Source organism: Streptomyces syringium, assembly GCF_017876625.1.
Classification (GTDB): Bacteria; Actinomycetota; Actinomycetes; order Streptomycetales; family Streptomycetaceae; genus Streptomyces; species Streptomyces syringius.
In genome coordinates this window covers 450,772-472,967 of the sequence record NZ_JAGIOH010000001.1, presented here as the reverse complement: position 1 = coordinate 472,967, position 22,196 = coordinate 450,772, and the positions used below count along the sequence as shown (strand labels likewise).

Sequence of the window (22,196 nt, the reverse complement as noted above, 5' to 3'; positions counted from 1 at the left end):
CCGTTCCTCAGTCGGTGGGGGTCAGGTCGTGCCACGGGCCTCTGCGCCAGCCGTCGACGTCGTAGTCGTCGAGGCAGTCCTGCACCAGGGCTTCGTAGCGGGCGAGGTTGCCGCGCCGGGTCGCCCACTTCAGCGCGTCCAGCCGGACCTGTTCGCCGTTGCCCGAGTAGTTGCGCTCGTAGAGCTCGTGCCGGCCGCCGAACTCGGTGCCGATCGCGTCCCAGACCAGCTTCAGGAGCTTGATGCGGTCCAGGGCGCTGGTGTCCGCGCCGCGGTAGAAGCGGTCGATGAGCGGCCGCAGTTCGGGGTTGGTCAGGTCGCGGGCGCTCGACGGGACGGCCAGGGGCGCTCCGCCGAGGGTGGTCTCGAAGAGCTCGTGGACCCGGTCCCACACCTGGGCGTTGTACATCCGCATCGCGGAGGCGTGCTCGAGCCGTGGCACGACCATGCCGCCGCCGCCCGGTTCGGGGTCGTACGCCATCGCCGAGGTCAGGGCCCACACCATGTCCCGCATGGTGATGACCTCCCCGACGGCGGCCTGGACCCCGCGGAACGCGTCGGTGCCGTTCGCCCTGGTGCCGCGGGCGAGCAGTCCGGCCATGAGTTCCAGCTTCACGCTCAGCCGGATTCCGGACTGGAAGTTGTACAGGTTCGCGAAGCCCGACGTGGCGTAGAAGCCCGTCGCCCGTTCGATGTCCCGGTAGACGAGGACGTCCTCCCAGGGGATCAGGGCCTCGTCGAGCAGGAGCACGCTGTCGTTCTCGTCGAAGCGGCTGCTCAGCGGGGCGTCGAAGGGGCTGACGGCGGCCTGGGCGTACGGGGTGCGGCAGACGAGCTTCACCCCGGGGTTGTCCATCCGGACGAAGAACGCGAGGGCGAAGGGCTCGGCCTTGCCGGGGGCGAGGGCCGCCGAGCCGACCGGGGCGACGAAACCCGCGTTGGTGAGGGCGGAGCCGGTGGCCAGCATCTTCGCCCCGCTGACGACGACGCCGGCGTCCGTCTCGCGCACGGCGTGCACGAAGACGTCCTCCATGTCGTGGATCGCCCGCTTGCGGTCGACCGGCGGATTGATGAGGACGTGGTTGAGGTACAGCGCCTTGCCCGCGAACTCGCGGTACCACGCGGCGGCGTTGGCGGCGTACGGGCCGTAGTAGTCGGCGTTGACTCCCAGGCCCGACATGAAGGACGCCTTGTACTCGGGTGTGCGGCCGAGGAAGCCGTAGCTCATCCGCGCCCAGGTGGCGATCGCCTCGCGGGCCTCGACCAGCTCCGCCGCCGAACGGCTGGGCTTGAAGAACTTGTGGGTGCGGATGCCCGTGCCCGCGTCGACCCCGGTGAGCACATCGGAGGTCGCCGGGTCGTGCAGGGCGTCGTAGAGGCGTGCCACCGACAGGGCGGAGTTACGGAAGGCCGGGTGCCGGGTGACGTCCTTGACCCGGTCTCCGTCCAGGTACACCTGGCGGCCGTCGCGCAGGCTCTCCAGGTACTCGTCGCCCGTCATGAGGGTGTGCTGCTGGTTCATCGCACCAGCCCCGGGTTGTCCAGCGGCGGTGTGCCGAGCACCTGCACCCGGCGCAGGTGGCGGGGTGCGCCGCTGGTGAAGGCGTTCCGGCCGTGCAGCAGCGTGTGATTGTCGGTGATCACGAGATCGCCCGTCTGCCAGCTGTGGGCGTAGAGGTGCGCGGGGTCGTACAGCGCCGCGCGCAGGCTGCGGTGGACCTCGGCGAGCTCGTCGTCCGGCAGGCCCGAGAACCGCAGGTCGGGGTGGTTGACGAAGTCGGCGTCATCGGCGGCGGTGGGTTCGTTGTAGCGGATGACCGGAGCGCCGTGGACGGGGTGGGCGGTCACGATCGGTGAAACGGTGACGCTGTTGTAGTACTCCATCGCCCGGTGGTAGGTGCCGGTCACCTTCGCCCATCGGGCGACGGTCTCCGGGTCGGTGTGCTCGAGCACGGCGGTGGTGTGGGAGAAGGTGGTCTCACCGCCGTTGCCCGCGCCGGGCGCGTTCACGCACTGGAACACCTGGAATTCCGGGATCTGTTCGCGGTACATGCCGTCCCAGTGCATCGGCATGTAGCTGCTGTCGAAGATGTGGTCCTCGGGCTGTTCCTGTTCGACCAGTTCGAGCACGGTGCCGAAGGGCCATACGCTCAGCCCGCCCCAGCGCTCGCAGTACGCGGACAGCTCGTCCGGTGCGTCGAAGGTGTCGAAGCCGCGCAGCAGCAGGATGTGATGCTCCGCCACGAGCGTCCGCAGCGGTGCCACGGGGATGTCCCGGACGTGCCGGCCCTCCCCGAGCGCCTGTATCGCCACGCCGAAGGGCTTGATCGGTGTGATGTCGTACCGGGTGCCGGCGAGGGGATCGCGGTCGTCGGTCATGGGGTGTTCCTCCTGTGGTCGTGATGCGGGGACACGGCACGTGGGCCGGGTGCGGATCCGTGGGTGGCCGTCATGCGCAGGCCCGGCTCCACGGCTCGTGGTGCGCGGAGGCGGGGTCCGAGGCGACGCCGACCGTGTCGGCCGGGTGGGATGTGCCGGGCTGCTTCAGCGCGTAGTGGCTGGGACGGCCCGCTGTGAAGGCCAGCTCGGCTCCGGCTTTCTCGGCCTCGGCGCGTTTCATGAGCGTGAAGCGTCCGCCGGACTCGACCGCGACGCTGTGCCAAGGTGTGAGCCAGGCGTCCGGGGTGTCCGCGAGCAGGATGCCTATCTTGTCGGTGGCACAGGGCTGCGGATGGATCGACAGCCGGACGGCGGCCGGGAAGAGCCCGTCCAACAGCCCGCCCCACGCCCGGCTGCGCTGGATGACGCGGTAGGCGAGCGCTCGGCAGTGACGTTGCAGCGCGGAGCGGGTGCCGGTGTAGTGCGGGCCGGACAGGTCCTCCAGCATGAACCGGGTGATGCCCCGGTACATGGCGAGGGGGGCACCGCCGGTGCGCACCTCCGCGCGCAGTTCCTCGATCGTCGGGGCGTAGCCGGCGGAGAGCATGGCGCGCATGTCCTCGTGGCCCGCGCCGTCGTAGACGTCGTCGAGGGTGAACTGTTCGAGGTGGGTGGCCTCGATGCCGGTGATCATGGCGTCGAGCGCCTGTGCGTAGCCGCTGACGTTTTCGTCGCTCACCCCGAGCAGGTCGTTGAAGACCCGTCCGTCGGAGCAGATCAGGATGGCCGCTCCCGGTGGGTGGATCTCGGTGATGCGCTCGCACAGCGAATTGAGGAAGCGCAGGGCGAGTTCCTCGGCGAGATCGGGCAGCGGGCCGATCACCTTGGCCGGGTTCGGGGACTTCACCGGGAACGCCGGCAGGACGAAGTCGATGCGCCGACCGCTCTCCACGGCGCTGCGCACGGCGTTCAGATGGTGCCCGACGCACTGCGGGCAGACCTCTTGGGTGCAACCGCCCCCGCGCATTCTGCGCTGGTGGGACAGGATCTCCCGGAGTATCGCTTCGGCGACCGGTTCGATGTTGGGTGCGGTGGGATCGGACACCGCGCCTCCCTTCGTGGACTGGTTCCCACCGTGCTCTGCGGGCGCATGAGAAACGCACAAGAGGTCGCAGCAGGGGTCGCGCAGCCGCCCGGTCACGCCGGGGAGGAGGTCCTGCGGAAGGGCTCGGAAGGAGTTCGGAAGCGCTTCGGAGAGTGCTTCAGGAAGGGGTGCCGGCCCGGGTGATACGGCTGATCGCGAGCCGTGCCTGTTCGGTCCAGAACGGCATGCGCAGGGTGCGGAATCCCGTCAGTGCCGTGGCGAGGTGGCTCTCCGCCCGGTCGGGGTCACCCGCCGCGGCGTGGGTGCGGCCCAGCCAGTAGGAGGCGAGTGCCTCGCCCCGGCGTTCCCCGAGTTCGGTGAAGACCGCCGCCGCCTCGCCGAGCGGGCCGAGGGCGTGCGCGGCCTGGCCGGGGCCGAGGGCGAGGTGCATCCGCCCCAGGGTCAGCAGCGCGTACGCCTCACCGGGCCGGTGGCGCACCGTGCGGTATGCGGCCAGGGCCCGGTGCAGATGGCCGACGCACCGGTCGAACCGGCCGTGGCAGATCTCGGCCCACGCCAGCAGTTGCAGGACGTCGGCGAGGGCGAGGGGCCGGCCGAGTCGCTCCGCCGTCGCCAGGGCCGACTGCAGGACGTCGACGGCTTCCGTCTCGCGCCGCAGACAGACGAGCGCGAAGCCGAGGCTGCGCAGGGCGACGACCTCGCCGTGCTCGTCACCGAGCCGGCTCATCACGGCGGCCGCCGCCCGGGCGTCGTCGTGGGCGGGTTCGGCCATGCCCCGGTCGGCGATCGCGAAGCTCCGGTGTGTGCGCAGCCGGGCGGCGTGGTGCGCCTCGCCGCGTGCGTCCAGCTGCTCGATGGCCGCGGCCCACCGGATCACCGCGTCGTCCACCCGGCCGCGGACGGCGAAGGCCCTGGCCAGGGAGCCCTGGGCGACCGCGGTGGCGACCGGGTCGCCGTCGGCTCTCGCCCGGTCGAGCGCGGCCCGTGCCACCCGTTCCCACTCGTCCCACCAGTTCCGCAGATGACAGACGTCCTCCATCGCGGAGGCCAGCTCCGCCGTCTGTGTGCCGTAGCCGGCACTGGCGGCGAACTCGACCGCGGTGACCAGGCTGGCCCGCTCGCCCTCCAGCCAGCCGACGAGGTCCCCCGTCTCTTTCCGTACGGCCTCCCCCGCCTCTCGGCGCATGAGCTGGTCGGCGGCCGTCCGCAGCCGGGAGAGCCAGCCGTCCAGGAGGCGGGTCACGGCTGCCCGCCGCCATGCCGACGGTTCCTCGTCCAGAGCACGCTCCCCCGCGTAGACGTGCAGCAGGTCGTGCGTCCGATAGCACGGCAGGCCCTGACGGTCGACCGACGCGACCTGGACCAGGTTCGCGTCGATCAGCACGTCGGTCGCCTGGTCGGTGTCGCGGGAGTCGAGCAGGGCGGCGAGAGCCCAGCCCGGGAACTCCGGCGAGGGAAGCATGCCGATGGCCCGGAAGGCCCGGGCGGCCTCGGGCGTCAGACCGTGGTAGCTGGCGGCGACGCTGGTGCGGACGGCGAGGTCTCCCACCGTGAGTTCCGCCAGTCTGCCCCGCTCGTCGGCGAGGCGGTCGGCGAGCCGCCGGATCCGCCAGTGCGGGCGGCTCGCGAGCCGCGCCGCGGTCACGCGCAGGGCCAGGGGCAGGCCGGCGCAGCTGGCCAGGACCCGCTCGGTGGCCTCGGGTTCGGCCGCGATCCGTGGGGAGCCGACGATGCGGCGCAGCAGGTCCTGTGACTCCTCGTCATTGAACGGGGCGACGTCGATCAGCTGGGCTCCCGTCAGGCCGGCCATCCTCGTCCTGCTGGTGACCAGGGCCGCGCTGCCCGGGGTGCCGGGCAGCAGCGGCCGGATCTGCGCCTCGTCCTGTGCGTCGTCGAGCAGCACCAATACCTTGCGGCCGGACAGCAGGGAGCGGAACATCGCGGCGCGGTCCACCGTCGCCTCGGGGATGGAGGATCCGGCGACGCCCAGGCTGACGAGCAGGTCCGCGAGGACCGCGCCGGGCGCGCGCCGGGGCCCGCGGGCACCGTCCAGGTGCACGAACAGCCGGCCGTCGGGGAAGGCGTCCCGCAGGTCGTGGGCGAGGCGGGTGGCCAGGGCGGTCTTGCCGACGCCGGGGAGGCCGGTGAGGATCACGACGGGCACGGCGCAGCTCGGTGTTTCCCCGGAGGCCGGGGTGTCCGGGGCGAGCACTGCCGCGGCCCGCGCCAGGATGAGTTCCCTGCCGACGAAGTCGGTGGTGTCGGAGGGGAGTTGGCTCGTGGGCTGCCAGCAGTCCACGGGGCGTTCGGCACACACGGGTGCGGGTTCCGGCTCCGGCAGCGGTTCTCCGGTGAGCACCGCGTGGTGCAGTCGGCGGAGTTCCGCGCCCGGTTCGAGTCCGAGTTCGTCGCGGAGCGCGGCGCGGGCGAGGGCATAGGACCGCAGCGCGTCGCCCGGGCGGCGGCACTGGTACTGCGCGGTCATCAGTTTGGCCCACAGCGACTCCCGCATCGGGTACCGGGCCGCCTCCGCCTGGAGCGGGCCTATCACGTCACGGGCGTCCCCGAGCGCGAGGCGCGCCTCGGCGTGGTCCTCCAACGCGGCCAGCCGCGACTCCTCCAGGCGGGCCACCTCGATGTGCAGGGCGTCGTGGTGCGCCACCCCGTCGAAAGCGCCGCCGCGCCACAGGTCCAGTGCCTCGCGCAGATGACCGGCCGCCGCCCGGTGCCGGCCCCCGGCCAGTGCGGCGCGGCCCCGCGCGGCCAGGTCCTCGTACAGGTGGAGGTCCACTTCGCCCGGCAGTACCCGCAACTGATAGCCGCCGTGGCCCTGGCTCAGCCGGTCCTCGCCCGCGGCGGGGTTGATCACCTTGCGCAACGCGGCGACATAGCTGCGGACATTGGCCTGGGCCGATACGGGAGGGGCGGCTCCCCAGATGGCGTCACACAGCCGGTCCCCGGATACCGCGGCATTGGTGTGGATCAGCAGCGTGGCGAGCAGTGTCCGCTGTTTCGGTCCGCCGAGCGGGAGGACGCGGTCGCCGGCGGCTACCTCGAGGGGCCCCAGCACCTTGAACTCGACGCGCGGAGCCTCCACCGCGTGACCGCCCTTCTGTCGGCTGCGCGCAGCAGAGCACGCGCGCTCTGTTGTGCGTGATTCAAACAATCGGCTCGTGCGACAACCATAGGCGCTGTGCGTGGAGTGATCCTCCACGCACGGAGGCACGTCCGGCCGCGGTTCAACGCCTCACCGGCGTCCCTGGAGAGCTGGTCCCACGCGCCGACACGGGCGCTTTCCGGCCGCTCGATCAGTCCAACTCACCGCTGTGGAAAGGCAGTTACTGTCGATGTCACCGACATCCGGTGCCCGGGCGGCGATCGCGTGTTCCCGTGCCCGAAAACACGACAAGCGGATCTGCAGACAATGCGCCGTGGTCACCTGCGGGCCACGGGGACGCCAGGGCGCGGAGCGCAGTCACGACGGCCGACGCGGTCTTGCCGTGGTCGTGCGTATCGCTTCCGGGGCACACCGCTTCTGAGCCATTACGGGGCGGCCGCGTGACCTCCGCCGCCGGGAGGGCGTTGACCTCGTATGACGACGATGCGGCCCATGCCGGTCATCGCCCCCGGCAACGACACGCCCCCGCGAGGCCCGGCCGACACCCCCATCTTCGAGGCGCTGGCCACGCGCTGGGCCGCCGCCGGGCGAAGCGTCCCCTGCCGCGACGACCAGGAATGGACACTCCTCGCGGAGCGGATCCCGTGGCCCGACCGATGAACCGGCCGCCCGGCCCGCGGCCCGGCCTACGCCGCGGTGCGCCGCCGTGCCCGTCGCACCGCCGCCAGCCACTCCGCGCGCAGCCGTTCGTACCGCCGGCGCTCTGCCGCCGTCAGAGCCCGGCCTCGCCGCGCGCGCAAGAACGCGCGGATCTCGGCGTTCAGTGCTTGGGCGTCCAGGGAAGTCGGGGACATGAGAACCACGGTAGAGGCGGGCTCTGACATATGCCTCAGGGTTTTGCGCCAGTCGCCGATGCGGCTCATCGGCCACCGGGTGGGGGCGGTGAGCCGCGAGTGACCGGGTTTCCGGACGACGCCGTCATCGGCGGAGGGCCGTCGGCCTCGGCCCGGGCGCGGACGGGACCGTTGTCCGTGCGTAAGGGTGCCTGGACGATGACGGCTTCATTCTCGGTGTGACGCCCTGCACGCCGTGATCGGTGGTCGCCGGAGTGGCCGGTTCCCGTCCTCGACACGGCGAGGTTTCCCGGGCTGCCGGGAATCGGAGCGGTGGGCCGTGAGGTTGGTGGGAAAGGGGCGTGCCGATCGTGGCACGGTCACCCGTCGACCGAAGGTGGATGTCTTGATACCCAGCAGCTCAGCCGCACGCGCGACGGACGTGCTCGTCCGTCCCGTCTCCCTGGGAAGCCTCACCGTCCGGAACCGGATCGCCATGGCGCCGATGACGCGTGAGTTCTCGCCCGGTGGTGTGCCGGGAGCCGATGTGGCGGAGTACTACGCGCGGCGGGCGGCGGGCGGGGTGGGCCTGATCATCTCCGAGGGGACGTATGTCGGCCACGCCTCGGCGGGGACCAGTGATCGCGTCCCCCGGTTCCACGGCGAGGACGCGCTCGCGGGCTGGGCCGGGGTGGCGGACGCGGTCCACCGTGCGGGCGGTGCGATCGTGCCGCAGTTGTGGCATGTGGGAATGGCGCGCGCCGTGGGAGCCCCGCCGGTACCGGAAGCCCCGCGCGTCGGCCCCTCGGGGGTTCCCCTGGACGACTCGGAGCCGGGCCGGACGATGACGCGGGCCGACCTCGACGAGGTGATCTCCGCCTTCGCCGCCGGTGCCGCCGCGGCCGAGGCGAACGGCTTCGACGGCATCGAACTGCACGGCGCCCACGGCTATCTCATCGACCAGTTCCTCTGGGCTCACACGAACCGGCGCACGGACGCCTACGGAGGCGATGCCGTCTCCCGTACCCGCTTCGCCGCGGAGATCGTGGCGGCCTGCCGTCGAGCGGTGGCGCCTGACTTCCCGATCATCTTCCGGATGTCCCAGTGGAAGATGGGTGACTACCGGGCCCGGCTCGCCGAGACGCCGCAGGAGCTCGAAGCCGTCCTCGATCCGCTCGCCGAGGCGGGGGTCGACGCCTTCCACTGCTCGACCCGCCGCTACTGGCTGCCGGAGTTCGACGGCTCGGACCTCAACCTCGCGGGCTGGGCGAAGAAGCTCACGGGCAGGGCGACGATCAGCGTCGGCTCGGTCGGCCTCGACAATGAATTCCTCAAGACGTTCCAGGGCCAGGAAAGCGGTGTCGCCGACATCGACGGGCTGCTGGACAGGCTGGAGCGGGACGAGTTCGACCTCGTCGCGGTCGGCCGGGCCCTGCTGGGCGACCCCGAATGGGCCACGAAGATCCTCAACGGGCGTACCGACGAGCTGACGCCCTTCGGCACGGAGGCGCTCGCCAGGCTGCACTGAGCCGTGCCGGTCCCATGGGCCGCAGCGCCGCACAGCGGCATCTCACGCTGCGGTCCTGGGAACGGTCGGGGCGACGCATCAGGTTGCCGTCCCTACGCGGCGACGAAACGGTCGCACTGCTCCCCTCGCAGGTGCCCCGGGGGCAGTCTGCGACCGTAGGCGAGCAGCAGGAGATCCTGCGCGGCGCCGGTCAGCGGCGTGCCGGTGCCGAAGGTCCAATCGAGGTCGTCGGCGCGGAGCTGGACGCCGTCGAGGTCGGCCCCGAAGAACGCGAGGGTCTTGGAGTCGACGCCCTCCAGCAGGATGCGCAGGCGGTCCTCCGGTACCCGACGGCCGAGGCCCAGCGCGACCGAGATGTCCAGGCCGTGGACGACGTCGTGGCCCAACGCGGCCTCGATCCCGAGCGTCGGCGGCTTCCAGGGGTGGTTCGCGTTGTCCGCGAGCGCTGCGGCCAGCTCGTCCGGCGGGAAAAGGGCCGCGTCCCTGCGGGCGCATCGATCGGTCATGCGGTCGAGGCTGCCCCGTGCCTTGACGAGTTCCCACGCCATCTTGGGGAACGAGTAGCGGAACCCCAGGGACATATGGGCGGCGACCTCCCGTACGCGCCACCCGGCGCACAGCGTCGGCGCGTCCCAGCTTTCGGCAGGCAGTCCGTCCAACATGGCTGCCAGCTCCCGGCGTTCGGCCGCGATCGCGGTTCTGATGTCCATCGCCGTCCTTTGGTGCGTTGCCTTCCCCATGCCGTCAAGGGTCTCCACCGCACGCCCATACGTCCAAGAACGCCTATGTCTCGCGGCTAGAATCAGCGGTTATGGAGCTTCGACAGCTGCGGTACTTCGTCGCTGTGGTGGAGGAGGCCAACTTCACCCGCGCCGCCGCCCGACTGCATCTGGCACAGCCAGGGGTGAGCTCCCAGATCCGCCTTCTCGAACGCGAACTCGGGCAGCCCCTGCTGGACCGCTCCGGCCATTCGGTGACCCTGACGGAGGTCGGCGAGGCCGTCCTGCCCTACGCGCGGGCCGCGCTGGCTGCCGTCGACGGGGCGCGGCAGGCCGTGGACGAGTTCACCGGGCTGCTGCGCGGTCATGTCACGATCGGTGTCGTCTCGGGCGCCGTCACCCCCGAGTTCGACGTGGCCTCCGCCCTGGCCGACTTCCATGACGACCATCCTCAGGTCGAGATCGCGCTCACCGAGGACACCTCCGAGCGGATGCTCGCCGCGCTGCGCCGCGGTGAGCTCGACATCGCCGCAGTCGGACTCACCGACGAGGAGGCCCCGCCGGGCGTTTCGCTCCAGGTGCTGATCGACGAGCCCCTGGTCGCGGCCATGGCTCCGGGCGATCCGCTCCTCGCCGACGCGAACCGCACGGAGCTTCCGTTGGCCGCGCTCCGCGATCGCTCCTTGATCAGCCTGCCGCGCGGCACGGGGCTGCGCGGGGTGCTGGAGCGGGCCTGCGCGGAGGCGGGTTTCCGGCCCCGTATCGCCTTCGAGGCCGCCGCCCCGCCCGTCCTGGCGCAGCTCGCCGCCCGTGGCCTCGGCGTGGCCATCGTCCCGGCGCTCTCCGCCGAGGCGGCGTCGGCCTTCGGGCTGCGGACCCTGCGGATCACCGAGCCGCGGCTGCGCGGCCGGGTCGCTCTGGCCTGGCGGACGGCCGGCCTCTCCAGCCCCGCGGCCAAAGCCCTCCTGGGCCGGCTCCGCACGGCGCTTCCCCGCTGACGCCCGCCGGCCGCGGGCAATGCGTCCGGCGTCCGCAGCGCGTCCACCCGTACGGATCGGTGGCGACGGGGTAGACGTGAGGCATGAGCAGCGAATCCTGGGTCCTCGTCAGCTTGCTCGCCGTCCTGGTCACCGCGATGGCCGTCGCCGCCGCGGTCGTGGCGGTACGGCTCTTCCGGGCCCGGCGTCTGCTGCGTGACGCCGGCGTCCCCGAGAACAAGAAGATCATCTTCTGGGGAGCCCTGCTCTACCTGGTCTCCCCCGTCGACCTGGTGCCCGATCCCGTCTATCTGGACGACATCGGCATCCTGCTGCTCGCTCTGCGCTCGTTGCACAAAGCTGCCGCCGGCGCCGGGGCGGCGGGGCGCGCCCCGGAGAAGTAGCGCCGGCTGTCGGCGGCCGTCAGAGCAGGGCGCCGAGGCGTGCCTTGATGGCGGGCCACTCCTCGGTGAGGATGGAGAAGTAGACGGTGTCCCGCCAGGTGCCGTCCGGGCGGCGGCGATGGTGCCGCAGTACGCCTTCGCGCTGGGCACCGAGGCGGGCGATGGCGGCTTGCGAACGATGGTTCATGTGGTCCGTCTTCAACTGCACGCGCCCCATGCCCAGCTCCTCGAAGGCATGCGTCAACAGCAGCAGCTTCGTCTCGGAGTTGACCGCCGTGCGCCAGAACGCGCGACCGTACCAGGTCCAGCCGATCTCCAGACGCTCGTGGTCGGTATCGACGTCCATGAAGGTGGTCCATCCGACCGCCTGGCCGGTCGCACGGTGAATGACGGCGAACGGAAGGTACTCGCCCCGCTCCGCGGCTTCGAGGAGGCCGCGGAGCTTGGCCGCGAAGTCGTCCCGCGTGTGCGGCGTCGGCCCCTGCCAGCGCCACACCTCCTCGTCCCCGCCTCCTGCCGCGAAGAGGTCACCGAGGTGCTCCATCGTCAGCGGCACGAGGCGCACATGGCGGCCGGTCAGGGTTACGGGCGAGGGTGTCGTCGCAGGCATAGCGAGACCCTAACCTCATTTTGAACTAGCTTCAATACATTTTTGCACTAGCGCAATTGGTCGCCGCAGGTGGGGCCGGTGAGCGCTCGGCCGTGGACGCCGTCAGCGGCCGGTGACCGTCCCCGCGGTCGCCGAAGCGGTGACGTCGGCGACCTGTTCCACCATGTCCGGTCCGTAGGCGTCGGAGTTGACGACCTTCAGCAACAGGCAGAACGTGCCGTCGAGCCCATGGCGGCGGGCGAGCCGGGTGTGGTGCCGGGCCAGGTAGCGCACGGCAGCCTGGTTCGTGATCCCCCGCTGACCGGAGGCGAGGAAGACCGGCCGGCCGCCCTCGGGGCCGGTCAGCCGGGCGAGAAGCACGTACTCCGCCGTGCCCTTCTGCAGCCGGTAGGACTCACCGCCGATGGTGAACGCGCCACCCTCAGCGGCGTCCTCGAAGTCGGTGTTCACCTCGACGCCCGGCAGCATCGAGCGCAGATGCGCCTCGGTACGCCGGTTCGAGGCCGGGCCTCCCACGCAGAATTCCGTCCGTATCCCGAAGCCCTGGCGGGCGGCGTCGTGCACCACGATGTCCGCGTGCGCCCCGCACTCCTTGATCAGGGCGGACAGTTCGAGCAGCGCGAAGGCGTCGTGCCGGGAGACGCCGCGGCCGCTCGCGCTCGGATCCTGGTTGACCACCAGAAGACACTCCGAACCGCCCGGCAATCCGAAGAACTCCCGTTTGCGGCGGAGTTGGCGGCGCCACAGGTACGTGCGGAAGAACCAGCCCGCAGTGGCACTGACCCCGCTGGCCACCAGCCCCAGGGCGATGTTGCGTACGTCGTCGTTCATGGGCGCGGAGCCTACGCGTCATCGCCGACGGTCCGACAGACACCATCACCCGGGCCGAACGCACCGAGGTCACCGCACCGTTCACGGCTGCCCCGCCACCCTCAGCCGGACGGGCGGGCCGCCGGCCACCGGGGGTGGCAGTCGCAGGGGCCCGGCACCGGGTGTGATCGAGCCGAGGACGCTCGCGTGCCGGGCGCCGGTGCACGCCGGCAGCGTGCCGGCCAGTCCGTGCGCGGTCAGAAAGCCCAGCACCGCGAAGGCATACGCCTCTTTGGCCCCGGCCGGCACGCCCCACTCGTCGGAGGTGTGCACCGGAACGCCGGTGAGCTCGCTGCGCAGCATTCCCATCAGGGTCGGATTGCGCGTGCCGCCCCCGGAGGCGACGACCTCGGTGCCCCCGCGGTCCCGGACGGCGGCGGCCACGGTGTGCGCGGTCAGCGCGGTGACCGTGGCCAGGATGTCATCGGCGTCGAGGGGCTCCAGGCCCGCCGCGGCCGTCAGCAGGTACGGCAGGTGGAAGAGCTCCTTGCCGGTGGTCTTCGGGGCGGGGCGCGCGTAGTACGGCTCGTCGAGCAGCCGGTCCAGGAGCGGTCGGCACACCCTGCCCCGGGCTGCCATGGCACCATGTTCGTCGAGGGCGCACCGCCCGTGGGTGAGATACCGGGCGGCCGCGTCGATCAGGGCGTTCCCGGGCCCGGTGTCGTAGGCGTACGCCGCCCGGGCACCGCCGCTCACGGTGATGTTGGCGATGCCGCCGAGGTTGAGCGCGACCGGGCATCCCGGCCTGTCGCGCAACCACATGGCGTCCACCATGCCGACCAGCGGGGCACCCTGCCCGCCGGCGGCCACGTCGGCGGAGCGGAAGTCCGAGACGACCGGCAGTCCGGTGCGCTCGGCGATCCAGGCGGGCCCGCCGATCTGCAGGGTGCCGTGGACGCGGCCGTCCTCCGTCCAGTGGAAGACGGTCTGTCCGTGCGAGGCGACGAGGTCGGCCCGGCCTCCGCACACCTCCCGGACGGCCCGGACGGCGGCCTCGGCGAAGGCCTGTCCGATGCGGGTGTCCAGTCGGCATACGGTCTCGAGGGTGGTGTGCGCCGGAGGCAGGGCGGCGGCGATCTCGGCACGGAGCCGCTCCCCGTACCCCTGGCCGATCATGCCGAGAGGCTCCAGGTGGAGGGTGTCCCCCTCGATCCGCAGATCGGCCGCCGCCGCGTCGACGGCGTCGTACGAGGTCCCCGACATCAAACCGATCACCCGCATGGTCACCCGTCCCTTCTCTCCTCAGTCGCGCAAGGCGTGCCGATGGTCGTCCCCGCGCAGCGTCAGCAGGGCGACCGTGCTGATCGCGCAGGTCACCACGGTGTAGTAGGCCGGGATGTCGGCGTTGGCCGTGTGCTGGACCAACTCGGTGATGATGAGGCCGGCGCAGCCCGAGAAGACCGCGTTGGCCAGCGAGTAGGCCAGTCCCAGTCCCGTGCAGCGCACCCGGGTGGGGAACATCTCCGCCAGCATGGCGGGTCCCGGCCCCGCCATCAGCCCGACCACCGCTCCGGCGAGGAGGACCACGAGGCCCTTGGCCACCGTCGGCGTGCTCCCGCTCCGGACGGTCCACAGCAACGGGAAGGCGAGCAGGACGACCAGCACCGCCCCGGCCACCATGACGGGCCGGCGGCCGACACGGTCACTCAGCGCTCCGGCCGGCAGGATCGTCAGCGCGAATCCGAGGTTGGCCAGGACGGCTGCCGTCAGGGCCTCCTGGAAGGTGGCACCGAGCGTGTGCTGAAGGTACGCCGGAAGGACGACCAGGAAGGTGTATCCGGCCGCCGACCAGCCCATGATCCGCCCGATGCCCGTCACGACGGTCCGGAACACCTCACCGCGGGTGGCCGGGGAGCCCGGTGCCCCCGCGCCGGTGCGGCGTGTGCGCCGGAACGACGGCGTTTCCTCCAGCCTCAACCGGAGCCACAGCGCCACCAGTCCCAGGGGCAGCGCCAGCAGGAACGGCACCCGCCACCCCCAGTCGTACAGTGCGCGCTCCCCGAGCACGGCCGCGGCCCCCGCCGCCAGCCCGGCACCGGCGAGCAGCCCCAGGGCGACGGTGAACGACTGCCACGCCCCGTACAGACCACGCCTCCCCTGCGGGGCCGACTCCGTCATCAGCGAGACCGCACCGCCGAACTCCCCTCCGGCGGAGAGGCCTTGCAGGGCGCGCACCAGGGTGAGGACCCAGGGCGCGGCGGCCCCGAGCGTGGCGTAGGTGGGCAGCAGGCCGATCGCCGTGGTGGAGCCCGTCATGAGAAGAAGGGCCAGGACGAGAGCGGGACGCCGGCCGAACCGGTCCCCGACCCGGCCGAACAGCGCCGCTCCCACCGGCCGGAAGAAGAAGGCCAACGCGAACGACGCGTAGGTCTTGATGAGGCTCTCGGTGCCGTCCCCCGTGCCCGCGCCGAAGAAGTTGACGGCGAAGACGGTGGCGAAGAAGCCGTACGCCCCGAACTCGTACCACTCGATGAAGTTGCCCACCGAGCCCGCGACCAGGGCGCGTCGTGCCGGTGTCCGGTGCGGGGCGCCGGGGTCTTCGGTGGTGGGTACGGACACCGCGGTCTCCCTCCGTCGCGGCCGGGCGCGAACGAAGAAGCATACGGCCGCGTGGCCGCGGACGCCGGGAATTCATCACACCTTGAGCAGCCGTGAGACCCCTGGGCACCGGGCCCGTAGTACTGGACGGCAAGCGCGTCCGGACACCGGAACCCCTGCGTTCCCGGCGGTCCGTCACGCATCACACCCCGAGCCGGAGGTCGATCCGTTGAACCACCGTCGTGTCAATCGTCGCCGCGGAGCCGTCGCCGTCGCCGCTGCCGCCGCCGTAGTGGCGGCGGCGACGCTGCTCCCCCACGCCGACGCGAGCACCGACAAGCCGGGCACGGACGCGCCCGGGTCTCCTCGCACCTTCACCTCACGGTCGGCCGCGCATCTCGCGGCCTCCCTCGAACCGGGTGTCCGGGAGAAGACGGCGGGCTGGTACCTGGACGGCTCGACGGGCCGGATGGTCGTGAACGTCACGGCCGAGGACGCCGCACGGCGTGTGCAGGCCACCGGTGCCGTACCGCGGATCGTGCGGAACAGCACCGCCGCGTTGCGGGGCGCGACCCGGACGCTGAGCGACCGGGCCTCGGTGCCCGGCACCGCCTGGTCGATCGACCCGAAGACCAACAAGGTCGTGGTCACCGCCGACCGGACGGTGACCGGCGCCAAGCTCGACGCGCTCACGAAGGTCACCGACCGCATGGGCGGGCTGGTGCGCGTCAAGCGGTCATCGGGTGAGTTCAAGCGGTACGAGGGCAGCCCGCCGCCGGCCGGCCACGGGCGGTCCGGCTCACGGACGCGGGCACAAGGTGACGCCCCGGGCGCCGGTGCGCTCATCGGCGGGCGGGCCATCTTCGGTGGGGGTTCCCGTTGCTCCCTCGGCTTCAATGTCACGGTCCAGGGGGCACCGGCGTTCCTCACGGCGGGTCACTGCGGCAACGCCTCCCGGACATGGACGGCGGACCAGGCGGGCGGCACCCCTCTGGGTACCGTCGCCGACTCGCAGTTCCCCGGCAGTGACTTCGCCCTGGTGACCTACGACGACCCCAACGCCGGTGCGGCGAGCGCGGTCGACCTGTTGAACGGCACGGTCCAGCAGATCAGCGGGGCCGCCGAGGCGAACGTGGGCATGCGGGTACAGCGGGTCGGCAGCACGACCGGGCTGAAGGACGGCACCGTGACGGGACTCGGCGCCACGGTGAACTACGGCAACGGAGACATCGTGAACGGCCTCATACAGACGGACGTGTGCGCGGAACCCGGTGACAGCGGAGGCTCGCTGTTCTCCGAAGACTCGGCCGTGGGGCTCACCTCCGGCGGCAGTGGTGACTGCACCCGAGGCGGCGAGACGTTCTTCCAGCCGGTGACCGCCGCACTGCGGGCCACCGGTGCCGCCCTGGGGGCGGACGGCGGAGCGGCAGCGCAGCGGTGATGACGTCGAAGGTGCGGCGGCAGCGCCGACAGGTCTCAACCGGCCCGGTAGTACGCGCTGTTCACTCTGACCGCTTCCCGCTATATCCTCGCGGCCGGATCTCCAGGTGCCGGTCCGCCCCGTCCTGGCTGAGGAGGGAGCCGCATGCCCCGACGACGACGTTCGCCACACGTACCGCGCTGCTTCACCTTGACGACATGCCCTCTTCCCCGGCGCTCGCTGCCCTTGGAGCACTCTGTTCGATCCAGCCCTCACACCCCAAGAGGTCCCCACACTCATGGCTGAACTCAATCGGCGGCGCTTCCTGCAGATCGCCGGCGCGACGGCGGGCTTCGCCGCCCTGTCGAGCAGCATCGACCGTGCTGCCGCCATCCCCGCCACGCGACGCTCCGGCACCATCAAGGACGTCGAGCACATCGTCGTGCTGATGCAGGAGAACCGTTCGTTCGATCACTACTTCGGTTCGCTGAAGGGCGTCCGCGGATTCGGTGACCCGCGCCCGGTGACCCTGGACAGCGGGAAGTCGGTCTGGCACCAGTCGAACGGCAGCAAGGACGTGCTGCCGTTCCGGCCGGACGCGAAGGACCTCGGCATGCAGTTCATCGCGGGCCTCAACCACGACTGGGCCGGCGGCCACAAGGCCTGGAACCAGGGTAAGTACGACAAGTGGATTCCTGCCAAGTCCGCGGGGACCATGGCCTATCTGACGCGCGAGGACATACCGTTCCACTACGCGCTGGCCGATGCGTTCACCGTCTGCGACGCCTACCACTGCTCCTTCATCGGGGCCACCGACCCCAATCGCTACTACATGTGGACGGGTCACACCGGGAACGACGGCAAGGGCGGCGGCCCCGTCCTCGGCAACGAGGAAGCCGGCTACGACTGGACCACCTACCCCGAGCGGCTGGAACAGGCCGGGATCTCGTGGAAGGTGTACCAGGACACGGGTGACGGCCTCGACGCGGCCGGCAAGTGGGGCTGGATCAACGACGCGTACCGCGGCAACTACGGTGACAACTCGCTGCTGTACTTCAACAAGTACCGCAACGCGAAGCCCGGCGATCCCCTCTACGACAAGGCGCGCACCGGCACGAGCGTCAAGAACGGCGACGGCTACTTCGACGGCCTCAAGGCCGATGTGAAGGCGGGCAAGCTGCCGCAGATCTCCTGGATCGCCGCCCCGGAGGCCTTCTCCGAGCATCCCAACTGGCCGGTGAACTACGGCGCCTGGTACATCTCCCAGGTGCTGGACGCCCTCACCTCCGACCCCGAGGTGTGGAGCAGGACCGCGCTCTTCATCACGTACGACGAGAACGACGGCTACTTCGACCACGTCACCCCGCCCTTCCCGCCGGCCTCGGCCGATCGGGGCGCCTCCACGGTGGACACCAAGCTCGACCACTTCGCCGGAAACGGCCGCTACGCGGCCGGTCCCTACGGGCTCGGCCAGCGCGTCCCCATGATCGTGGTCTCGCCCTGGAGCACGGGGGGCTACGTCTGCTCGGAGGTCTTCGACCACACGTCCATCCTCCGGTTCATGGAGCGCCGCTTCGGCGTGGGCGAGCCGAATGTCTCGCCCTGGCGGCGTGCCGTGTGCGGCGACCTCACCTCGGCCTTCGACTTCCGGCTGGCACACACGCGGCCCGCGTCGCTGCCGGGCACCGACGCCTACAAGCCCAAGGACAACAACCGGCACCCCGATTACGTACCGAAGCCCCCCGCCGATCCCTCCCTGCCCAAGCAGGAGAAGGGTGCCAAGCGCACCCGTCCCCTGCCCTACGCGCCCTGGGTGGACGGCTCCGCGACGCCCTCGACCGGGCGCTTCACGCTCACCTTCAGCGGCGGCGCGGCGGCTGGGGTGTGCTTCACCGTGACGTCCGGGAACCGCACGGACGGGCCGTGGACGTACACCACCGAAGCAGGCAAGCAGCTCTCCGACACCTGGAACTCCGCCTACTCCAAGGGCACTCACAACCTGTCGGTGTTCGGACCGAACGGCTTCCTGCGCACCTTCAAGGGACCCGGCAACGCCGCGGGCCCCGAGGTGACCGCCCGCCATGACGCGGGCAGCGGTCGCATCGCGCTGACCCTGACCAACACGGGCAGTACGGCGTGCCGTCTGACGGTCACCAACGCCTATTGCGGCAAGCGCGAGACGTTCACGGTGCGCGCGGGCGGGCGCGTGGTGCACACCGTGGATCTGCGTGACAGCCGGCGGTGGTACGACCTGTCCGTGACGTCGGACAAGGACGCCTCGTTCCTGCGCAGGTTCGCGGGGCACGTCGAGACCGGCGAGCCGGGCGTGAGCGACCCGGCGATCATCACGGGCTGACCCTCTCCGCGACCGGCAAACCAGCCCGCCCTCTGTCCCCCCGCCCACCGGGGGGACAGAGGGCGGCTCGCTGCCCCGGGGCGGCGGCGTCCAGCGACCCGTTTCAGCTCTCGCGGGAAGTCTTCACCAGTCGGGTCACGGTGACGGTGGTGGGGCCGGACGCCGAAGTGAGGCCTTTGGGAGTCAGACACGCGCTGACGCTGGAGGCGAGCAGGGTGACCTCCGTGACCACGGCCGCCCCCGTGAACTTCCCGGCGGTGATGGTTCCCGTGCTGACGGTGACCATGTTCCCGTTGGGGCGCAGTGAGGCGATGCTGGTGATGGAGGCGGTGGAAGACTTTCCGTGGTCCCAGTGGAAGGTCAGGGTGCCGCTCGCGGAGCCCGCCAGGCAGGAGAGCGTACCCGTCGAGCTTCCCCCGAAGGTGGCCGAGGTGAGCGTGGATCCGACGGAGACGGGGCACCCTGCGACGGCATGGGAGCTGATCGCGGTGGACCGGGGACTGTAGGTCAGCCCCGGCGCATAGGTGGCGGCGACGGTTCCCGCGCACGCCACGAGAACGGTGGGGCTCTCCGTCGCCCGGGCCGCCGGGACAACGGTGGCGACGCCGAGAAGCGCTGCGGCTACGACGGTCCGAGTCCTGGTGAGGAGTCTGGTGATCATAAGGATCCCTTCCTTCTTCGAAGCGGCGGGCACATGGACGTGCCGGGACGCGAGGACGGCCGGGCGGTGGGAGGAGACGTGAGGTCAGGTGCGGTTCACGACGACCGAGACCGTGCTGCGCTGAGAGTCGGACGCGGTGTAGACACGGCCGTCGTTCTCCCTCCCGAACGGGCTGAGATCGACCAGGGAACGCGTCAGGTGGGCTCCCTCGACACGTACCAGCGTGACGTCGGGGCAGGCGTCGAGAACGGCGGCGCCCAGCTCGTGAAAGGTGTGCTGGCTCGACCGGCTGGTGTGCGCGGTGAAGGCTCCGGCCACTGCCTGCAGCGCGCGGCTCCGAACGCACCGACGGCCCGCGCTCCCCTCCGCGAGCTGCCAGGTCACATCCAGCCGTGCGCCGAAGACGCGATCGGTGAAGATCTGCGTGGTGGTGTACGCGTCGCGGGCGAAGCCCGTGAACGTCGCGCCGGCGGTCACGAAGAGCTCGATGTCACGCAGGCCGCCCCGTACGACGGGCTCGCCGTCTCGCGGGAGGGTGACGTGGGCGTGGTCCCGGGGAAGCGAGGCAGCGCCGAAGTGCCGGACGCCGGGGGGTTGTGCGCCGGTCTCCAGGTGCGTCAGTTCCGATGACGAGAGGTGCAGATCGACGGTCTCGACGGGGGGAATCGCCGCGAGGAAGCGCTTGGCCAACGCCAATGCGTAGGCTTCGGGTTCGGCGTCGGTGTGCTGTGCTCCGAGCGCCAGCACCGTGTTGTTGATCGCGCCCGTGGGGATCAGGCGGGAATTGTCGCCGTCCCGGTACACCTCGGGCAGGTCCACGAGGAAGCTGACGTCCGCACGCATCCTGCGGACCCTCTGCTCCGGCTGTCCTCTGTCCACCAGCAGAAATTCGATTCCGGACTCGCCGTACGCGTGGTCTCCGATGATGTGTCCCACCGGCCTCCGTCCCGCTGAGGGCGGCAAACGCCGCCTCCCGCAACGCCCGCTGCAGCACATTCGCAGGCGCCCGTCCCGCAGGTCAACGCCTCCCGCATAAGTAAGCCCGTACTTCATACCGTCCATACGATTATCCGAATGCGGTTATCGCGCGGACCCTACCCACCGGGTTCGGCAGGTCCGCCAAATGGCCATCTGGACAGGGAAGTTGGTTCCTGCCACCCTGACGTGGCCGACTCCAGCCGCCCAGGACAGCGAGATCCAACGCGTCGCACGGTCACCCGCGGAAGGAGGAGCGCAACGTGCCCGATTCCCCGTCCCGGCCTCGCGCCCCCGGCACCGTCCTGCCCGATGCCGTGCAGGTCGCCGTCGTGGGAGCGGGGCCCGTAGGGCTGCAGCTGGCAGGCGAACTCGCCCTGCGCGGTATCGACTGTGCCGTCCTGGAGCGGGAACCGCGCATCGCGCAGGCAACACGGGCGCTGGTCCTGCACGCCCGGACATTGGAGTACTTCGACATGCGGGGCATCGCCGAGCCGTTCGTCGCAGCCGGACACCGGTACCTGCACTATCCCTTGGGTACCGCGCGCGCCGAAGCTTCCTTCACCACGCTGGACAGCTCATTCGCCTACGCCCTCGCACTGCCTCAGCATCGGACGGAAGCCCTGTTGCAGGCATACGCGCGCGGCAAGGGCGCCCTCCTCGTACGGGGTGCGGAGGTCACCGGCCTGCTCCAGGAAGCCGACGGCGTCGTGCTGACGGTGCGGCACGCGGGGCAGGTCCGCCGGATACGCGCCGCCTACGTTGCCGGGTGCGACGGCGCCCGCGGCCCGGTACGCCGGCTGGCGGGCATCCCCGCGTCCCGTTCCGTGTATCCCTACGACGTGACGTCCATCGACGCGCGGCTCGACCTCGACTCCCAGCAGCCGTGGAGCCGGTGTGCGCGCGACGGCATGGCCCTTCTGCTGCCGTTCGGCGACGGGCGTTGGCGCATCATTCTGTACGACTACCGTCCGCGCGGGACCGGTGGCGCACCCACCGGCGGGCTCGATCAGGCGGAAACGCTGCTCCGCCGCGTCTCGGGACGCGACCTCTGTCTGCGCGACGTGCAATGGATCAGCCGTTACCGCTGCGAGCGCGTGCAGGCGGGCCCGTATCGCCGTCATCGCGTCGTCCTCGCGGGAGATGCCGCCCACGTCCACCCGCCCACCGGTGGGCAAGGGCTCAATACCGGGATCGCCGATGCCATGAGTCTGGGGTGGCGTCTCGCGTCCGCCGCCGCCGACCCCCGGCACGACGGGTTGTTGGACGCGTATGCGAAGGAGCGACGGCAAGCCGCCGAGCGGGTCCTGCGCCTGACCGGCGCGCTGCTTCACCTCAACGCGGCTCCCTCCTTGTGGGCCTGTGCCGTGCGCGCCGTCGGGCTCCGCACGGCCCGGCTGCCCCTCGTACGACAACGCCTCGCCGTCGCGCTGGCGGGGCTCCCCCATGTGACGCGAGCAGACAACCGGCTCCGCAGCGGGCAGCGCGTGCCGGATCTGCTCCTGCGCGCCGCACCGGGCCAGGGCGCCCCGGGCCGTCTTTTCGAGGCGTTGCGCAGTGGCCATCATGTCCATCTCACCCCTGCGTGCGGCACCCCGGACCCCCGCGCGGCGGACTTGGCCCACCCCCTGCTGACCGCCCGCTCCGAAGCGTGCCGACGGGCGTGCGTCGTCCGCCCCGACGGGCACACCCTGTAGTCCGCG

19 protein-coding genes are annotated in these 22,196 nt (G+C 71.3%); 7 read left to right on the top strand and 12 right to left on the bottom strand.

The genetic code is table 11. From position 1 onward, the window contains the following. Window positions 1-7 precede the first annotated feature (7 nt). The 4 genes from JO379_RS02160 to JO379_RS02145 form a co-directional block, all read right to left on the bottom strand. Window positions 8-1,522, bottom strand: a complete 1,515-nt coding sequence (locus tag JO379_RS02160) for a 4-hydroxyphenylacetate 3-hydroxylase family protein (protein WP_245381343.1) — start codon at window positions 1,520-1,522, stop codon at window positions 8-10. Then, the gene (locus tag JO379_RS02155) at window positions 1,519-2,379 is read right to left on the bottom strand and encodes a TauD/TfdA dioxygenase family protein (protein ID WP_209513504.1); all 861 of its coding nucleotides are present in this window, start codon (window positions 2,377-2,379) and stop codon (window positions 1,519-1,521) included. The genes JO379_RS02160 and JO379_RS02155 overlap by 4 nt, the downstream gene beginning before the upstream one ends. 70 nt (window positions 2,380-2,449) lie before the next feature. Further along, window positions 2,450-3,484 (bottom strand): L-tyrosine/L-tryptophan isonitrile synthase family protein, encoded by a 1,035-nt coding sequence (locus JO379_RS02150; protein ID WP_209513503.1) that lies wholly within the window; start codon window positions 3,482-3,484, stop codon window positions 2,450-2,452. A gap of 157 nt (window positions 3,485-3,641) precedes the next feature. Continuing rightward, complete coding sequence (locus JO379_RS02145) at window positions 3,642-6,581, bottom strand: AfsR/SARP family transcriptional regulator (protein WP_209513502.1); 2,940 nt, start codon at window positions 6,579-6,581, stop codon at window positions 3,642-3,644. Between the two features lie 513 nt (window positions 6,582-7,094). Here JO379_RS02145 and JO379_RS02140 point away from each other — a divergent pair. Continuing rightward, window positions 7,095-7,262, top strand: a complete 168-nt coding sequence (locus JO379_RS02140; RefSeq protein ID WP_209513501.1) for a hypothetical protein — start codon at window positions 7,095-7,097, stop codon at window positions 7,260-7,262. A gap of 26 nt (window positions 7,263-7,288) precedes the next feature. Here the strand turns inward: JO379_RS02140 and JO379_RS02135 are convergent, their stop codons facing one another. Next, complete coding sequence (locus tag JO379_RS02135) at window positions 7,289-7,456, bottom strand: hypothetical protein (RefSeq protein WP_209513500.1); 168 nt, start codon at window positions 7,454-7,456, stop codon at window positions 7,289-7,291. Window positions 7,457-7,841: 385 nt separating this feature from the next. On the opposite strand from JO379_RS02135, the gene JO379_RS02130 reads away from it, so the two are divergent. Then, the gene (locus tag JO379_RS02130; RefSeq protein ID WP_245381341.1) at window positions 7,842-8,963 is read left to right on the top strand and encodes an NADH:flavin oxidoreductase; all 1,122 of its coding nucleotides are present in this window, start codon (window positions 7,842-7,844) and stop codon (window positions 8,961-8,963) included. A gap of 92 nt (window positions 8,964-9,055) precedes the next feature. Here the strand turns inward: JO379_RS02130 and JO379_RS02125 are convergent, their stop codons facing one another. Continuing rightward, a complete protein-coding gene (locus JO379_RS02125; RefSeq protein WP_209513499.1) occupies window positions 9,056-9,673 on the bottom strand; it encodes a maleylpyruvate isomerase family mycothiol-dependent enzyme in 618 nt (205 codons plus the stop codon). A gap of 101 nt (window positions 9,674-9,774) precedes the next feature. Here JO379_RS02125 and JO379_RS02120 point away from each other — a divergent pair, with 101 nt between their 5' ends. After that, complete coding sequence (locus tag JO379_RS02120) at window positions 9,775-10,680, top strand: LysR family transcriptional regulator (RefSeq protein WP_209513498.1); 906 nt, start codon at window positions 9,775-9,777, stop codon at window positions 10,678-10,680. Window positions 10,681-10,763: 83 nt separating this feature from the next. Continuing rightward, on the top strand, window positions 10,764-11,063 hold the full coding sequence (locus JO379_RS02115; RefSeq protein ID WP_209513497.1) for a YkvA family protein: 300 nt from the start codon (window positions 10,764-10,766) through the stop codon (window positions 11,061-11,063). A gap of 19 nt (window positions 11,064-11,082) precedes the next feature. Here JO379_RS02115 and JO379_RS02110 read toward each other — a convergent pair whose 3' ends face one another. From JO379_RS02110 to JO379_RS02095, 4 genes are all read right to left on the bottom strand, one after another. Then, entirely contained in the window at window positions 11,083-11,673 is a 591-nt protein-coding gene (locus JO379_RS02110; RefSeq protein ID WP_209513496.1) for a GNAT family N-acetyltransferase, read from the bottom strand. A gap of 102 nt (window positions 11,674-11,775) precedes the next feature. Further along, on the bottom strand, window positions 11,776-12,504 hold the full coding sequence (locus JO379_RS02105; protein ID WP_209513495.1) for a hypothetical protein: 729 nt from the start codon (window positions 12,502-12,504) through the stop codon (window positions 11,776-11,778). A gap of 81 nt (window positions 12,505-12,585) precedes the next feature. After that, entirely contained in the window at window positions 12,586-13,764 is a 1,179-nt protein-coding gene (locus JO379_RS02100) for an anhydro-N-acetylmuramic acid kinase (protein ID WP_209518435.1), read from the bottom strand. 21 nt (window positions 13,765-13,785) lie between these two features. Continuing rightward, on the bottom strand, window positions 13,786-15,102 hold the full coding sequence (locus JO379_RS02095; protein WP_209513494.1) for an MFS transporter: 1,317 nt from the start codon (window positions 15,100-15,102) through the stop codon (window positions 13,786-13,788). Between the two features lie 208 nt (window positions 15,103-15,310). Between JO379_RS02095 and JO379_RS02090 the strand changes: the two genes are divergently transcribed. Both JO379_RS02090 and JO379_RS02085 read left to right on the top strand, forming a co-directional pair. Beyond that, the gene (locus tag JO379_RS02090; RefSeq protein WP_245381340.1) at window positions 15,311-16,522 is read left to right on the top strand and encodes a S1 family peptidase; all 1,212 of its coding nucleotides are present in this window, start codon (window positions 15,311-15,313) and stop codon (window positions 16,520-16,522) included. Window positions 16,523-16,799: 277 nt separating this feature from the next. Beyond that, window positions 16,800-18,857: a phosphocholine-specific phospholipase C gene (locus JO379_RS02085; RefSeq protein ID WP_209513492.1), complete on the top strand. Its 2,058-nt coding sequence runs from the start codon at window positions 16,800-16,802 to the stop codon at window positions 18,855-18,857. A gap of 103 nt (window positions 18,858-18,960) precedes the next feature. Here the strand turns inward: JO379_RS02085 and JO379_RS02080 are convergent, their stop codons facing one another. Next, a complete protein-coding gene (locus JO379_RS02080; protein WP_209513491.1) occupies window positions 18,961-19,518 on the bottom strand; it encodes a hypothetical protein in 558 nt (185 codons plus the stop codon). An 84-nt stretch (window positions 19,519-19,602) separates the two neighbouring features. Further along, a complete protein-coding gene (locus JO379_RS02075) occupies window positions 19,603-20,454 on the bottom strand; it encodes a hypothetical protein (RefSeq protein ID WP_209513490.1) in 852 nt (283 codons plus the stop codon). Between the two features lie 302 nt (window positions 20,455-20,756). On the opposite strand from JO379_RS02075, the gene JO379_RS02070 reads away from it, so the two are divergent. Further along, the gene (locus tag JO379_RS02070; protein ID WP_209513489.1) at window positions 20,757-22,190 is read left to right on the top strand and encodes an FAD-dependent monooxygenase; all 1,434 of its coding nucleotides are present in this window, start codon (window positions 20,757-20,759) and stop codon (window positions 22,188-22,190) included. Window positions 22,191-22,196: the final 6 nt, after the last annotated feature.